Annotated in this window: 13 protein-coding genes; 6 read left to right on the top strand and 7 right to left on the bottom strand. The window is 63.7% G+C overall.

Going from position 1 to position 12,485, the window contains the following annotated elements:
- Positions 1-12: 12 nt before the first annotated feature.
- From XH91_RS26845 to XH91_RS26835, 3 genes are all read left to right on the top strand, one after another.
- The gene (locus XH91_RS26845) at positions 13-342 is read left to right on the top strand and encodes a DUF2160 domain-containing protein (RefSeq protein ID WP_128953377.1); all 330 of its coding nucleotides are present in this window, start codon (positions 13-15) and stop codon (positions 340-342) included.
- A gap of 75 nt (positions 343-417) precedes the next feature.
- On the top strand, positions 418-2,199 hold the full coding sequence (locus XH91_RS26840) for an ABC transporter substrate-binding protein (protein WP_128953376.1): 1,782 nt from the start codon (positions 418-420) through the stop codon (positions 2,197-2,199).
- Positions 2,200-2,367: 168 nt separating this feature from the next.
- Positions 2,368-3,078: a hypothetical protein gene (locus XH91_RS26835; protein WP_128953375.1), complete on the top strand. Its 711-nt coding sequence runs from the start codon at positions 2,368-2,370 to the stop codon at positions 3,076-3,078.
- Positions 3,079-3,090: 12 nt separating this feature from the next.
- On the opposite strand, the gene XH91_RS26830 is transcribed toward XH91_RS26835, so the two are convergent.
- The 5 genes from XH91_RS26830 to XH91_RS26805 form a co-directional block, all read right to left on the bottom strand.
- A protein-coding gene (locus tag XH91_RS26830) for an IS630 family transposase (RefSeq protein WP_128950151.1) occupies positions 3,091-4,030 on the bottom strand; the annotation gives its coding sequence in 2 pieces (ribosomal slippage) (positions 3,091-3,693 and positions 3,695-4,030; 939 coding nt in all).
- Between the two features lie 22 nt (positions 4,031-4,052).
- Positions 4,053-4,916, bottom strand: coding sequence for a tetratricopeptide repeat protein (locus XH91_RS26825; RefSeq protein WP_128953374.1), 864 nt, complete (start codon positions 4,914-4,916; stop codon positions 4,053-4,055).
- Between the two features lie 228 nt (positions 4,917-5,144).
- A complete protein-coding gene (locus XH91_RS26815; RefSeq protein WP_128953373.1) occupies positions 5,145-6,245 on the bottom strand; it encodes an alkene reductase in 1,101 nt (366 codons plus the stop codon).
- A 178-nt stretch (positions 6,246-6,423) separates the two neighbouring features.
- Positions 6,424-6,927: a DUF1993 domain-containing protein gene (locus tag XH91_RS26810; RefSeq protein ID WP_128953372.1), complete on the bottom strand. Its 504-nt coding sequence runs from the start codon at positions 6,925-6,927 to the stop codon at positions 6,424-6,426.
- Positions 6,928-7,196: 269 nt separating this feature from the next.
- Entirely contained in the window at positions 7,197-8,498 is a 1,302-nt protein-coding gene (locus tag XH91_RS26805; protein ID WP_128953371.1) for a lytic murein transglycosylase, read from the bottom strand.
- Between the two features lie 185 nt (positions 8,499-8,683).
- Between XH91_RS26805 and htpX the strand changes: the two genes are divergently transcribed.
- On the top strand, positions 8,684-9,616 hold the full coding sequence (htpX, locus tag XH91_RS26800; protein WP_128953370.1) for a zinc metalloprotease HtpX: 933 nt from the start codon (positions 8,684-8,686) through the stop codon (positions 9,614-9,616).
- Between the two features lie 124 nt (positions 9,617-9,740).
- On the top strand, positions 9,741-10,382 hold the full coding sequence (locus tag XH91_RS26795) for a tetratricopeptide repeat protein (RefSeq protein ID WP_128953369.1): 642 nt from the start codon (positions 9,741-9,743) through the stop codon (positions 10,380-10,382).
- A 164-nt stretch (positions 10,383-10,546) separates the two neighbouring features.
- Here the strand turns inward: XH91_RS26795 and XH91_RS26790 are convergent, their stop codons facing one another.
- Together XH91_RS26790 and XH91_RS26785 are read right to left on the bottom strand one after the other, a co-directional pair.
- Entirely contained in the window at positions 10,547-10,906 is a 360-nt protein-coding gene (locus tag XH91_RS26790; protein ID WP_128953368.1) for a hypothetical protein, read from the bottom strand.
- 178 nt (positions 10,907-11,084) lie between these two features.
- Positions 11,085-11,897, bottom strand: coding sequence for a hypothetical protein (locus XH91_RS26785; RefSeq protein ID WP_128953367.1), 813 nt, complete (start codon positions 11,895-11,897; stop codon positions 11,085-11,087).
- A 227-nt stretch (positions 11,898-12,124) separates the two neighbouring features.
- Here XH91_RS26785 and XH91_RS26780 point away from each other — a divergent pair, with 227 nt between their 5' ends.
- Positions 12,125-12,418 (top strand): antibiotic biosynthesis monooxygenase, encoded by a 294-nt coding sequence (locus XH91_RS26780; RefSeq protein WP_074120044.1) that lies wholly within the window; start codon positions 12,125-12,127, stop codon positions 12,416-12,418.
- The last annotated feature ends 67 nt before the right edge of the window (positions 12,419-12,485 follow it).

Genomic DNA, 12,485 nt, shown 5'->3' with positions numbered 1-12,485 from the left:
GGAGGCGCGCGCATGGACTCTATCGCATGGATGGCCTGGACGTGGCCGACCGCGATCTTCTTCGCGTGCCTCGCTTGCACGCTCGGGGTCATGACATGGCTCGGCGTTGCCTATCCCGAGGCCGAACGTGTCGGGATCCTGCGCATCCCGACCACGCGCGGCGACCGCCTGTTCATTTCGCTGATCGTGGCGGCAGTCATCCACTTGGCGTGGATCGGCCTCGTCGGCACCAACCCGATTGTGACGCTTCCGATCGGAGAAGAGGGATTTGAGATAACGAGCCTGTGGCTCGCAACGGTGATTTCGCTTGTTTCAGGCGCGGTGATTTTTCGCACCGTCTGAGCCAGGCGAGAAAGAGCAGATCCGGGGTCTACCCGGGCCTGGGTTTTAGTTTGTCGCTTCAACCGGAGGAAACTAATGCGACACTTGAGAACGACCAAGAATAGTCTTCTGACCATGACCAGCGCGGTCGCGCTGATCGCGGCTTCGGTGACGATCGCCGCGCCGGCACGTGCGGACGAAGCCGCCGCCAAGAAGTGGATCGACAGCGAATTCCAGCCGTCGACGCTATCCAAAGACGACCAGATGAAGGAAATGCAGTGGTTCATGAAGGCCGCTGAACCGTACAAGGGTATGGAGATCCACGTCGTCTCTGAAACCCTGACGGTGCATCAGTACGAGTCCGAGAAGCTCGCGAAAGCGTTCGAGGAGATCACAGGCATCAAGGTCAAGCACGACATCATCCAGGAAGGTGACGTCGTCGAGAAGATCCAGACCCAGATGCAGTCCGGCAAGAACGTCTATGACGGCTGGATCAACGACTCCGACTTCATCGGTACGCACTTCCGTTACGGCCAGGCGGTCGACTTGACCGACTGGATGGCGAAGGACGGCAAGGACGTCACTGACCCGATGCTCGACGTCAACGACTTCATCGGCAAGTCGTTCACGACCGCGCCGAACGGTCACCTCTACCAGCTGCCCGACCAGCAGTTCGCCAACCTCTACTGGTTCCGGTACGACTGGTTCACCAACCCCGACTACAAGGCCAAGTTCAAGGCCAAGTATGGCTACGATCTCGGCGTTCCCGTGAACTGGTCGGCCTACGAGGATATCGCTGAATTCTTCACCAACGATATCAAGGAAATCAACGGCACCCGAATCTATGGTCACATGGATTACGGCAAGAAGGATCCATCGCTCGGATGGCGTTTCACCGACGCCTGGCTGTCGATGGCCGGCAACGGCGACAAGGGCATTCCGAACGGTCTGCCGGTCGACGAATGGGGCATCCGCATGGAAGGCTGCCGTCCCGTCGGCTCGAGCGTCGAGCGCGGCGGCGACGTCAATGGTCCGGCGGCGGTCTACTCGATCGTCAAGTACCTCGACTGGATGAAGAAGTATGCTCCGCCGCAGGCCCAGGGCATGACCTTCTCCGAGTCCGGTCCGGTTCCGTCGCAGGGTAACATCGCCCAGCAGATCTTCTGGTACACCGCCTTCACCGCCGACATGGTGAAGCCCGGTCTGCCCGTGATGAACGCGGACGGTACGCCGAAGTGGCGTATGGCTCCGTCGCCTCACGGCTCGTACTGGAAGGACGGCATGAAGCTCGGCTATCAGGACGTGGGATCGGCGACCTTGCTGAAGTCGACCCCGGTCGATCGCCGCAAGGCGGCGTGGCTCTACCTCCAGTTCATCGTCTCCAAGACGGTCAGCCTGAAGAAGAGCCATGTCGGTCTGACCTTCATCCGTGAATCCGACATCTGGGACAAGTCCTTCACGGAACGCGCGCCGAAGCTCGGCGGCCTGATCGAGTTCTACCGCTCGCCCGCGCGCGTGCAGTGGACCCCGACCGGCAACAACGTGCCTGACTATCCGAAGCTCGCTCAGCTCTGGTGGCAGAACATCGGCGATGCGTCGTCCGGTGCGAAGACGCCGCAGGCGGCGATGGATGCGCTGGCAGCCGCTCAGGACTCGGTCATGGAGCGTCTCGAGAAGTCGGGCGTGCAGGGTGCCTGCGGTCCGAAGCTGAACAAGAAGGAGACCGCCGAGTACTGGTTCGCCAAGTCGGCAAAGGACGGCAACATCGCTCCGCAGCGCAAGCTCGCGAACGAGAAGCCGAAGGGCGAAACCGTCGACTACGACACGCTGATCAAGTCGTGGCCGGCCTCGCCGCCGAAGCGCGCCGAAGCGAAGTAATTCGCGAGACATCATGATGGCCGGGCGCGTCCCGGCGGTCCATGAAAGCAGGAGGCCGGGAGCAATCCCGGCCTTTTGTCTTATTGGCTATTGCCTTATCGGCGGTGGTGATCTGAATTGGCCTGGATCCGCTCCCGAATGGCTCGGATACCGACACGAGACTTCGCCATGCGCATGATTTTCCGTTGCGATCCAAAGCTGGCCGGTCATCTGGTGCAGCCGTTTCCCGCACGCAGCGCCCTGCCTGACTGGCTGCGGGCAATGCCGGCGACGGCGCATTCGGACATCCACGGCCGCGACATCCGCACCGTCAAGCAATGCCCGCCCTTCGTCGATGCGATGGCCTATGGGGTCGTGATTCCGCTGCCATGCGACGTCAAGGTCGAGGCCGGGGAGTTTTCGTGGGACTGGGATATCCCCGAGCCGGAGACGACGGGGCACCCACGCGCGCCTCTGAGCTTCCACCCCGCCGCGCAGTTTGCTGCTGCGCCTTTCGCGAACGGACGCTCCGCCATCAAGTTCAACAGCTTCTGGACCATCGAGCTCGAGCCCGGCTGGTCGCTGTTCGCGACGCATCCCGTCAACCGGGATGACCTGCCGTTTCGTCTGGTGTCGGGTCTGGTCGACGCCGATCGCTTCCACGATGGCGGCATCAATTTTCCGGCCGTTTGGATCAAGCCCGAATTCTCAGGTGTTCTGGAAAAGGGCACGCCGATTGCGCAATGCTTTGCCGTGCCGCGACAGGCGCCCGAGCTGGTGTTCGAGTCCTTCGACGAGGCGCACCGGCAATCCTACGCGAAGGTCGTCGCCGACGTGCTGGCTGCGCCCAATGTCTACCGCAAGCAGTTTCGCGCCAAACGCGGGCGGCTAACGCGTTAGAGCGAGTTGCGATCAAAGCGGATTGTACCCGCAATGACGGATGTAATTGGCGCATTCTTCGGGGGTAAAGAGGCTTAGAGAGCGGCCAATGAGGTCCCAGAGGGCATCGACGGTTCTAGCTTGGGCTTGGCGCAGCAGTTCTTTGAGTTTGGCGAAGGCCATCTCGATTGGATTGAGATCGGGGCTGTAGGGCGGCAGGAACAGGAGGCTCGCGCCGGCGTCGGCGATGAGACGCCGAGCCGCTTCGTTCTTATGGCTCGACAAATTGTCGAGGATCACCGTGTCGCCTTCGCGCAGCGCGGGGACGAGGATTTGCTCGACATAGGCGAAGAAGCACTCGGCGTTGATCGGCCCGTCGAGCACAAACGGCGCTATCAGCCCCTTGCAGGTCAGGCCGGCAAGGAACGTCGTCGTCTTCCAATGTCCGTGCGGCGCATGGCCCAAGGCGCGTGTGCCGACATCGGCCCAGGCGTAACGACGCGTCATCGCCGTCGTCGTCCAGGTCTCGTCGAGGAAGATGAGCCGACCGCCAAGGCTGGTTTGCGCGCACCGCCACGCTTGTCGGCGCTCAACGACGTCGGGACGATCCTGTTCGCTGGCGTGCACGGTTTTTTTTGAAGCTGATGCCCTCACCGGCAAAGAAGCGCGACAGCATCGACTTGTCGGCTTCGACGCCATGCCTGCGAAGCAGTCGCTCGGCGATCGCATCGAGCGTCAGATCGTTCTCTTTGCGCCGAAGCTCCAAGAGCCAGTCCCGATGCGGCTTCAGCACAGAACGCCGGTCACCGCCGGTCGGCAAAGCCGCCGTGCGCTGCGTTTCCTCAAACGCCTTCACCCAGCGGATCGCGCTCGCGATCCCGACCCGGAATATCCGGGCCGCCTCGTTCCGCGAAAGGCCATCCTCAACGACGGCCTTGATCACCCGAATGCGAAGAGCTTCTCCATGCGCCATCCCTGCCGGCCTCCTCCCGGTCTCAAGGATGAATCACGGTTCGCTCCCTTTGGGAATCCCTGCGATTCAAGTCGACCCCAACATGCTCTAGTGCACGCCGCAGCCCATCTTCGTCGAGCCACAGACGGCCGTGCGAGGCCGACGTCAGCGCCATTGCGATCGAGCCGAACAGCTGCGGCCGCAGGCGATAGGCCCGGGCAAAGGCACCCATGGCGGCGTCGACGTCTCCACTCTCCTGCAAGGCAATACCGAGGTTGAGCGCGGCCTCGGCATGATCGGGCTTGAGTTCGAGCGCCTTGCGGTAGGCGATGGCAGCGCCGGCGTGATCGAGCAGATCCTGTCGCGCAACGCCGAGATCGAACCACACCGAGGCCGGCGCGCTCGCTGCGACCGCTTGCGCGAGCAGGCTTGCGGCGGTGGCGGCATCACCATCCTCCCACGCGAGCCTTCCAAGCCGCGCCGTTGCTTCCTGATGACCGGGGATGACCTTGAGGATCGCCTGCCAGGCTCCGCGCGCCTGATCCCGCAGCCCGGCCATATCGAGCGTTCGTGCCTTCTCGACGAACATCTCGCGCTGCGGGCTGGTGGCGATCGCGGCATCGAGATGTGCGAGCGCGGCCTCGAACTGGCCTTCGCTACGCGCGATGCGGGCAGCCAGCAGCCGGGCCGGCGCGTTGCTGGGCCGATTGGCAAGACTGACGTCGATATGCGCATGAGCCGGGGCAATGACGCCTCTGGAGAAGAGCACGGCGGCCAGCAGATGATGCAGCACCGGATCGGCGGGCGCGCGTGCAAGGCCCTTTTCGCACAGACGTTGCGCCTCGTCCGGCTTTCCCGCATTGAACGCTTCAGTCGCGCGGCGAACGAGTGTCCCGGTGTCATCCATCGCCGCATTAGAGCAAGGATGCGAGAGGCCAGCAACTTGTAACGACAAAAGGCCGGGAGCGACCCCCGGCCTTTTCTGTTGCGATACCGGCGTTCCGCATTTTCGGTGTCATCGCCCGCAAAGGCGGGCGATCCAGTACGCCGAGACAGCTGCGATTGAACCGAGAGGCCGCGGCGTACTGGATGCCCCGCCTTCGCGGGACATGACAGTCTTCGTGTGGATAGAGCCTTACTCCGCCGGCTCGGCCGCGAGCGCCGGGTAGTCCGTGTACCCCTTGGCGCCGCCGCCATAGAACGTGTTCTTGTCCCAATCGTTCAGCGCCTCGCCCTTCTTCAGCCGCTCGACCAGGTCGGGGTTGGAGATGAACGGCTTGCCGAAGGCAATGAGATCGGCCGCATTTGCGTCGAGCACCTTGGTGGCGAGATCGAAATCGTAGCCGTTATTGGCGATGTAGGCGCCAGCGAAGCGTTTGCGGATGCTCGCATAGTCGAACGGGGCGACGTCGCGCGGCCCGCCGGTCGCGCCTTCGACGACGTGGAGATAGACGAGCTTCAGCGCGCTGAGGCCGTCGACGATATGATCGTACAGAGCTTGCGGGTTCGAATCCGAGATGTCGTTGGCGGGCGTTACCGGCGAGATGCGGATGCCGGTGCGGTCGGCGCCGGCTTCGGTCGCGACGGCCTTGGAGACTTCAAGCATCAATCTGGCGCGGTTCTCGATCGAGCCGCCATATGCATCAGTGCGCTTGTTGGCGCCGTCCTTGGCGAACTGCTCGAGCAGATAGCCGTTGGCGCCATGAATCTCGACGCCGTCGAAGCCGGCTTCCAGCGCATTCTTCGCGGCGCGCTTGAAGTCGTCGATGATGCCCGGAATTTCGGAGAGCTCGAGCGCGCGCGGCTCGGAGACGTCGGCGAAGGTGCCGTTCACGAAAGTCTTGCCCTTGGCGCGGATCGCGCTCGGCGCAACGGGAGCTGCGCCACCTGCCTGGAGGTCGACATGCGAGATGCGGCCGACATGCCAGAGCTGGATGAAGATCTTGCCGCCGCGCTCATGCACCTTGTCGGTAACCCTGCGCCAGCCGGCGACTTGGTCCTTGCTGTAGATGCCGGGAGTGTCCTGGTAGCCCTGGCCCTGCTGCGAGACCTGGCTCGCTTCGGTGATCAGGAGGCCGGCGGAAGCGCGCTGACCGTAATACTCGGCGGCGAGCGGAGACGGAACGAAGGTGCCGGGCGTGGCGCGGTTCCGCGTCAAGGGCGCCATCACGAGGCGGTTCGCCAGCGTGATCGGGCCGAGCTTGTAGGTCTCAAACAATTTGGTCGGACGGCTCATCGGGATGCTTCCAGAGGTTAAGAGGTCCGGAACACTTGTGCATTGCGACATCGGGCGCAAGGGATGAGCCATACGGAAAGTGCAGGCGAGCTGCGCGGCAGGGCCCGCGCAGCACGATTCATGCGTAAATTCGGCCGCGGCAGTGAATTTCCGCTATCGTGGCCGTGCGATCCAGCAATTAGTTCGCGCCGAGGAAATCGCGTTTGCCGATCTCGACGCCGTTGTGGCGCATGATGCCGTGAGCGGTCGTGGCGTGGAAATAGAAGTTCGGCAGCGAGACCGCGCTGAAGAACTGTTGGCCCTTGAGCGTCATGGTCCGGTCCGGGCCCACCGGGAAGGTCACGTCCTTGTTGTCGGCGCCCTCGAACTGCTCCGGCTTATATGATTTCACGTAGTCGATCGTCTTCGCGAGCCGCTGCTTCAGCTCCTCAAAGGTTTTCTCCGTGTCCGGCATCGAAGGCAGCTCGCTATGGGTCAGCCGGGCGCAGCCCTTGGCCGCGAAATCGCTGGCGAGCTGAATCTGCTTCGACAGCGGCAGCATGTCCGGGAAGAGGCGCGAGCCGAGCATGACGCTCGGGTCGATCTTCTTGGCCGCGCAATGCGCCTCGGCCTTGGTGAGCAGGCCGGTCAAGCTGTTCAGCATTTGCAAATAGGCGGGGACGACGGCGTCATAGAAGGACATGTGATGCTCGCTTTAATGGTGGGAATCTCAGGCGGAAAACCTGAGCCACTCACATGGGAGCCTCATGGAATAATACAATCGCGAAAATGGCTTGTGCGGTGCGAAAATTCCATGGCGTCGCCGTTTTCGCTGTCATGGTCGCCGCCACATCCTCGCTGTCATCGCCCGGCCTTGACCGGGCGATCCAGTACTCCGAGACGGGAATGATTGAATCGATAGGCCGCGGCGTACTGGATGCCCCGGTCGCCGGGGCATGACAGACGAGGGGTTTAGCGAATCGTCGCCGCTGGCTGCGCCTGCGCCGAGCCGCCGCGCATGCGGGCCAGAAGCTCCGCAGTCGGCCAGGAATCGGCGGGCAGGCCGTATTTGATCTGCATCGCCTTCACGGCCGTGCGGCTCTGCTGGCCCAGCACGCCATCGACCTTGCCGACGTTGAAGCCGGCCTGGACCAGAAGCTGCTGCAATTGCTTGAGCTCGTTGAACGGCAGTTGCGCCACTTGGCCCGCAGGCTTGCGCATCGGCGCTGCGCCCGCAATGCGCGAGGCGAGATAGCCGGCGGTGGTCGAATAGATCAGCGAGTTATTCCATTCGGTATAGGCCGCGAAGTTCGCGTAGGCCATGAAGGCCGGCCCAAAGCGTCCCATCGGCAGCAGTACGGAGGCCGGAAGATTGTCGTTCGGCAGCGGCCGGCCATCGGGATAGGTGACGCCGAACTGTGCCCATTTCGAGCGCGGCAGCTGCACGCTGAGATCGGTCTGATCCCACGGCAGGTTTTGCGGCACCTTGATCTCTTCCAGCCACGGCTCGCCGCGCCGCCACTTCAAGCCATTGGCGATGTAGTTCGCGGTCGAGCCGATCACGTCGTCTCCGCTGCGTAAGAGGTCGCGCCGTCCGTCGCCGTCATAGTCGACGGCGTAATTGACGTAATGCGTCGGCAGGAATTGCGTCTGGCCGAGCTCGCCGGCCCAGGAGCCGATCATCTCGTCGGGCGTGAGATCGCCGCGGTCGATGATCTTCAGTGCGGCGATCGTCTCGTTCACGAACATCTCCGAGCGCCGGCAGTCATAGGCGAGTGACACCAGCGATCTCAGCGTCGGCAGGTTGCCCATGTTGGCGCCGAAGTCGCTCTCCAGGCCCCAGAACGCCGCGATGACCGCTGGCGGCACGCCATACTCCTTCTCGGCGCGCGCAAACGCTGCTGCGTGCTGCTTGATGTGTTGCTGGCCGTTCTGCATGCGATAGGGCGCGGCCATGCGGCCTGCGAATTCCGTGAAGAGCTGGCCGAACACGCGCTGGCCGCGGTCGCGGTTGACGATGCCCTGGTCGTAGACGAGGTAGGGCGAGGCCTCCGCTATCGTTCGTTGCGACACGCCCGCGGCGACCGCCTGTCGTTTCACCTCAGCGAGGAAGCGGTCGAAGCTCGCTCCATTGTGGCACGAGGCGGCGCGCGGCGATGGCGCAGTCGTCCTGGGCGCCGCGGGCCTTGCGGGCGACGGGGCGAACTGGGCGGAAGCGGGAAGGGAGAACGCGGCGAGGGTAACGGCCGCGATCGCAAATCGGGTCAGGAGCATGAGGTTTCCGAAAGGGGGGAGACGCCTTGGATTCTTGACGAAGTTTAATGGAATGATCGAGATCAAGCCAGTGCCGCGGCTCCGCGACGCACCTTGAAGCCTTGCGCTTCAACAGGGGGCGTCCCTACCTGATGTCTGCCGGCCCGCAGTGCCTTCGACGGCGATCGCCGGCGCTGGAGACGACCATGAACTATCTGCGTACCGCGATGCTTCTTGCAGGCCTGACAGCCCTGTTCATGGGCGTGGGCTATCTGATCGGTGGCGCCGCTGGCGCCATGATCGCGCTTCTCATCGCGGCCGCGACCAATCTCTTCACCTATTGGAACTCCGACCGCATGGTGCTCTCGATGTACGGCGCCCATGAGGTCGACCGTCGCAGCGCGCCGGAGCTGGTCGGCCTCGTCGCCGAGCTGGCGGGCCGCGCGGGCTTGCCGATGCCGCGCGTGTTCCTGATGGACGAGCCGCAGCCCAATGCGTTCGCGACCGGGCGCAATCCGGAAAACGCCGCCGTGGCGGTCACCACCGGCCTGATGCGCCAGCTCAGCCGCGAGGAGCTCGCGGGCGTGCTCGCGCATGAGCTCGCGCATATCAAGCATCACGACACGCTGCTGATGACCATCACCGCGACCATCGCGGGCGCGATCTCCATGCTGGCGCAGTTCGGCATGTTCTTCGGCGGCAACCGCGACAACAACGGTCCCGGCATCGTCGGCTCGATTCTGATGATGATCCTGGCGCCGCTCGGGGCGATGCTGGTGCAGATGGCCATCAGCCGCACCCGCGAATATGCCGCCGACAATCTCGGCGCGCGGATCGCGGGACAGTCAATGTGGTTGGCCTCGGCGCTGCTCAAGATCGAGAGCGCTGCGCACCAGGTGCCGAATCTCGAGGCTGAACGCAATCCCGCGACCGCGCACATGTTCATCATCAATCCGCTCTCGGGCCACGGCGTCGACAATCTCTTCGCCACCCACCCCTCGACGCAGAACCGCATCGCGGCGCTCCGGCAGCTTGCGGCAGAACTCGGCGCGCAGGCGACGCCCTCGGTCGGTGCCGTCGAGAACTATCCGCCCCAGGGTCCGTGGGGCCGCTCGTCCTCACGCGGGCCGTGGGGCTGATACGGAGATTCTGCCCTGCTTTGTGACCTGGCGCACAGAGCGCCCGGCCGGCAGATGTTAACACCTCGGCGAATGTGTTCCTTCGAAAGGGGATGTGTGGCTGGCCCGCCGGTCACCGTCGAAGATGACCAGAGTTGCCGTGCCATTATTGATCGTCCTGGGCGTGGCCATCGGCCTGTCCACGCATACGGTCGTGAATTGCGGAGATGAGGACGAGCCCGACATCTGCTCGGCCGTGATCGGCTTCTCGCCGTTGCGTGGCTCCCTGATCGCCTTCGCCTATGAGGGCCGAGGACGGATCGCGCTGCGGCACGGCGACAATGGCCGGGCGATCGTCGATTTCAACGAGGCCATCCATCTCAATCCCAACCGCGCATCGCTCTACCGCGACCGCGCACAGGCGTACCGGGACAACGGCGATCTGGGCCTTGCGATTAGCGATTATGACGAGGCGATCGCGCTTGATCCCAAGCCGGCGGCGCCCTATCGCGAGCGCGGCCGCGCACTCATCGCCAACGGCGATCTCGATCGCGCGATCCTCAGCTACAGCACGGCGGTCCGTCTCGACCCCGGCGATGCGCAGGCCCGCCTCGACCGTGGCCTCGCGTTCCTTGCCCGCGGCCAGGCGAGCGAAGCCCGCGCCGATTTCGAAGCCGCCCTCGCGCTACCTGCCGGCAAGGACACGCGCACCCAAGATGCCGCGCGCGCAAAACTCGCCGAGCTTACCAATTCCGCGCCGACCGAGATTCCAACACCGCGGCGGTGAGACTGTTTTTCCCTCTCCCCTTGTGGCAGAGGGTGGCTCGTCGCGATAGCGGCGAGACGGGTGAGGGGTTCTATCCTCAAGAATAGCTTTGTGAGCGGATAGAACTCCTCATCCGGCGCTTCGCGCCACCTTCTCCCACAAGGGGAGAAGGAAGAAAGCACCGGCTACTTCGCTTTCTTGGCTTTTGCTGCCTTGGCTTTCTTCGCCGGCTTGTCCTTCATCGGCTTGTCCTTGGCCGGCTTCTCTGCCTTGACCTCGATGGGCGTGCTGGCGGCAAGCCGCATCGCCCGGGCGTAGCTGTCGGCGACGTTGTCTGCGGACATCTGCAGGCGCCTTGCGGCGGCGGTGGCCTGTTCCATGGTGGCCTTGGCCATCATCTTGAAGCGGGCGCCGGTCTCCTTGCTCTTGGCCTTGGCCGCGAGGCCGCTGAAGCGATCCCGCCGCTCCTTGGCGCGGGTCATCAGGCCCGTCTGTAGCTGTCTGGCAAGTTGCCGGATCACGACATCCAGGTCGGCGTCCGCCATGTCTTCTATCCTCTTCGAAACAGTCCAATCGATGCGGCGGGACTATGCAGATCAGCCCCCGCCTTGGCAATTGCCGCCCGTGCGTCATCCGCAGCTTCCGGCGTTACAAAACGAAAAAAGCCGCGCGGATCGCGCGGCTTTCGGCTTCAGGCTGGCGCGAGGAGGCGCCCGGCGGCACTCACTTCAGCGAGGCCACCGGCCCGCTCGAGGCCGCCGCCGGATCGGGGTCGAAGCCGAACACGCCGACCAGATATTTGTAATAGTCCGGCATCTTCTCCTTGAGCGCTTCGCGGGTCTTCGGATCCTGGTAATCGCTCTTTCCCGCCAGGAAAATGCTCGCGGTCACGGCGAAGAACTCCATGTGGTTCTTCATCGCATAGGCGTCCTTGGGCAGGAGATCCTTGGACTTGGCATAGGCGTAATAGCCGATCACGCCCTTGTTGGCGTAGCCGTCGGGCAGGAGCCTCGCATGATAGGCGTGCAGCATCTCGTGCAGCAGCACGGCCTCCTTCTCGTAGCGCATCATGTCCGGCCGGATCATGATTACGCCGAGCCCGGAATCGACCGCGAGGTCGACGGCATTCGGATTGGTCCAGCGCTGCGTGTCATGGTCCCACACCGTCAGCGTGCGGGGCGAAGTGCGCTGGATGTCCGGCGTGACCCGGCCGTAACACGCGGTGGCGGCACCTTCGTCGAGGCATGCCAGCTCGCTGGCGATGATCGGAACGGTGCGGAAGAAGCGCATCACGCGCGGCGAGAGGCCGGCAGCCTCCACGACATCGATCTGGCGCTTGAGATTGTCCGTGAGCTTGTCGAGGTCCTTGCGATCGGAGGCCTCCGATACGTCGAACATGTAGCCGCGGTAGCTCTGGAAGCCGGGCGGCAGCGATTTCGCGGCATCGGTCGACGCGACGTCGAGCGAGCCGGCGTTGGACGGATTGGCGAACAGCGCGCCGACAATGGTCGCGGTCAGCAGCATCGCAATGCGCATGATGAACCCCCTGATGTCACTTCACGCGGCAGGATAGGCTGCCGTTGTTTGCGAAAAGTGAGTGGGGCGAGACTAAGGCACCGATGTTGAGGCGTGCTTAATGTTGGGTTGCAGATCGCGGACACGGATTAGTGGCGGGTTAACCAAGCGGTAGATCGGCCGCGTGGTTCGGCGTAATATGCGCACGGGCCCCAAGCCCCAAATCGATAGCCGGAAGGGAGGATGCCATGTATGCCGCCATCCGTCAGGCCAAGGCCAAGAGCGGAAGCGCCGAGGAGCTGGCGCGCCGCATCAAGGACGGCGCCGTTCCGATCATCAGCGATGTCGACGGCTTCAGAGCCTATTACGTGGTCTATGCCGGCGACGACACGGTGACCGCGATCTCGATCTTCGACAAGTTCGAGCAGGCCGAGGAGGCGAACAAGCGCGCCATCGCCTGGATCGAGAAGGATCTGGGCTCGCTGCTGGCCGGGCATGCCAGCGCCGCCGCGGGGCCGGTGATCGTGCATACGCTGGCGTGAGAGGGGCGCGAGGCTCGCGCCACATCTTCAGCTGTCATCGCCCGGCTTGACCGGGCGATCCAGTACG

The sequence above is a fragment of the Bradyrhizobium guangzhouense genome (genome assembly GCF_004114955.1).
GTDB classification, from domain to species: Bacteria; Pseudomonadota; Alphaproteobacteria; order Rhizobiales; family Xanthobacteraceae; genus Bradyrhizobium; species Bradyrhizobium guangzhouense.
This window is presented reverse-complemented; position numbering and strand designations above follow the sequence as displayed.

Bases quoted from the DNA above. Each gene is read 5' to 3' on its own strand.
- htpX (WP_128953370.1), top strand. From the start codon at position 8,684: ATGAACTATCTGCGTACCGCGATGCTTCTTGCAGGCCTGACAGCCCTG.
- XH91_RS26840 (WP_128953376.1), top strand. From the start codon at position 418: ATGCGACACTTGAGAACGACCAAGAATAGTCTTCTGACCATGACCAGC.
- XH91_RS26825 (WP_128953374.1), bottom strand. From the start codon at position 4,916: ATGGATGACACCGGGACACTCGTTCGCCGCGCGACTGAAGCGTTCAAT.
- XH91_RS26810 (WP_128953372.1), bottom strand. From the start codon at position 6,927: ATGTCCTTCTATGACGCCGTCGTCCCCGCCTATTTGCAAATGCTGAAC.
- XH91_RS26805 (WP_128953371.1), bottom strand. From the start codon at position 8,498: ATGCTCCTGACCCGATTTGCGATCGCGGCCGTTACCCTCGCCGCGTTC.
- XH91_RS26845 (WP_128953377.1), top strand. From the start codon at position 13: ATGGACTCTATCGCATGGATGGCCTGGACGTGGCCGACCGCGATCTTC.
- XH91_RS26835 (WP_128953375.1), top strand. From the start codon at position 2,368: ATGCGCATGATTTTCCGTTGCGATCCAAAGCTGGCCGGTCATCTGGTG.
- XH91_RS26780 (WP_074120044.1), top strand. From the start codon at position 12,125: ATGTATGCCGCCATCCGTCAGGCCAAGGCCAAGAGCGGAAGCGCCGAG.
- XH91_RS26795 (WP_128953369.1), top strand. From the start codon at position 9,741: ATGACCAGAGTTGCCGTGCCATTATTGATCGTCCTGGGCGTGGCCATC.
- XH91_RS26790 (WP_128953368.1), bottom strand. From the start codon at position 10,906: ATGGCGGACGCCGACCTGGATGTCGTGATCCGGCAACTTGCCAGACAG.
- XH91_RS26815 (WP_128953373.1), bottom strand. From the start codon at position 6,245: ATGAGCCGTCCGACCAAATTGTTTGAGACCTACAAGCTCGGCCCGATC.
- XH91_RS26785 (WP_128953367.1), bottom strand. From the start codon at position 11,897: ATGCGCATTGCGATGCTGCTGACCGCGACCATTGTCGGCGCGCTGTTC.